We start from the raw sequence: 1,556 nt of genomic DNA on the forward strand, positions 1-1,556 counted from the left end.
GCCGAGTCCGTGGTGGCGGAATCCGCTCCCGAGCCCGCCGCAGAGCCTGTTGCCGAGGTTCCCGCACCGGTCGAGCCCGCTGCCGTCGAGCCCGCTGCCGAGCCTGTGGTGGCGTCCGTCGAGTCGGAGCCCGTTGCCGTCGAGCCCGCTGCTGCCGAGCCGGTCGCCGTCGCGACCGAGCCCGTCGCGGAGGCCGCACCCGTGGCAGCCCCGGCTCCCGACGCCGAACCGGTCCTGATCAAGGGCAGCTCCAAGTCGATGATCTTCCACACCCCGGACTCGCCCTACTTCCGCCGCATGAAGGGCGATGTCACCTTCAGCTCGGTCGCCGAGGCAGAGCGGGCCGGGTACACCCAGTGGCGTCCCAAGGCGGGCGCGCGCCAGGACTGATCACGGGGCGTCAGCCGCGCCGGTGCTGTCGTGCGATCAACCGGCGCAGCTCGCTCTCGCCCAGCCCGCCCCAGATCCCGTAGGTCTCCTCCACCTCCAGCGCGTGCTCTCGGCACCGCGCCAGCACCGGGCAGTGAGCGCACACCTGCTTGGCCCGTTCCTCGCGCTGGCGTCGTGCCGGGCCGCGTTCGTTCGGCGTGTGGAAGAACAGCGCGCTGTCCATCCCCCGACACAGGCCGCGCAGCTGCCAGTCCCAGGACTCGGCGGTGGGCTGGGGCAGTCGGGACAGTTCGGGCATGCGACCACGTCCTCGGTCCGGAGGGAACCCGCTGGCTCGCCCAGCCTAAATTCGATTCAGAATCGGTTCAACTCGAGCACGGTGGTGACCGCTTCGGAGAGCGACCGCATCACCCGGATGCCCGGCGGAGGCGCCCCCCAACCAGGTCCTCCGACCACCACGCTGTGACCGCGTTCCGCCAACCGTTCCGCCGGGGCCGCCTCCGCGTACCGGGGGGCGTGCGCCCACAGCACGACGACAACGGGGGAGAGCAGCGCCGCAGCGCCCAGCAGCGCCTCCGGTGGCACCCTGGCGCCCAGGTTGCGGGCGGCGCAGCCGCGTTCGGCCAGCGCGGCGGCCAGCGCATCCAGGGGCAGCGAGTGCTGCTCCTCCGGTGCGCACGCCAGCAGCGCGGGCAACCTGCCGTTCTCCGGTGGGGCGGGCACGGCGTGCAGGGCGCGCAGGATGCTCGCGGTCGCCAGGTGCTCCACCTCCACCCCGTCCTCCCGCGCCGCGGTGCGCTCGCCCAGCGACACCAGGTAGGGCGCCAGCGCGGTCTCCCAGGCGCGCACCACGCCGTGCCGCCGCACGAGCTGCCCGGCCAGCTCGACCATCAGCGGCAGGTCCAGCCGTTCCGCGGCGCGGGCGAAACCGCGCCGTTCCGCGGCGCTCGCGCCTTCTGCCCGCTCGGGTTCGTCCGGTGGCGCGGTGGGCGCGTCGCCCAGCGCCATGGCCGCCGCGGCGGCGGGCGCCACGCCCTGCCCGGTCAGCGCGAGCATCCGGCGCAGCCGGGCCACGTCCTCGGGCGAGTACCGCCGGTGCTTGCCCTCCTGCCTGCTGCTCGGCCCCAAGCCGTAGCGCCGGTCCCAGGTCCGCAGCGTGGTGGGGG

Annotated in this window: 3 protein-coding genes; 1 reads left to right on the forward strand and 2 read right to left on the reverse strand. The window is 74.6% G+C overall.

Annotation, left to right across the window (positions count from 1 at the left end):
* Positions 1-390 (forward strand): sunset domain-containing protein (locus tag IEZ00_RS29020; protein ID WP_373293219.1); only part of this gene is annotated, 390 nt, incomplete at its 5' end.
* A gap of 10 nt (positions 391-400) precedes the next feature.
* Here the strand turns inward: IEZ00_RS29020 and IEZ00_RS29025 are convergent.
* The gene (locus tag IEZ00_RS29025; protein ID WP_189226547.1) at positions 401-688 is read right to left on the reverse strand and encodes a WhiB family transcriptional regulator; all 288 of its coding nucleotides are present in this window, start codon (positions 686-688) and stop codon (positions 401-403) included.
* Between the two features lie 56 nt (positions 689-744).
* Positions 745-1,556: MerR family transcriptional regulator (locus tag IEZ00_RS29030; protein ID WP_189226548.1), on the reverse strand; the 812-nt coding region annotated here is incomplete at its 5' end.

The organism is Saccharothrix coeruleofusca, from assembly GCF_014648515.1.
Classification (GTDB): domain Bacteria; phylum Actinomycetota; class Actinomycetes; order Mycobacteriales; family Pseudonocardiaceae; genus Actinosynnema; species Actinosynnema coeruleofuscum.

Bases quoted from the DNA above. Each gene is read 5' to 3' on its own strand.
- IEZ00_RS29025 (WP_189226547.1), bottom strand. From the start codon at position 688: ATGCCCGAACTGTCCCGACTGCCCCAGCCCACCGCCGAGTCCTGGGAC.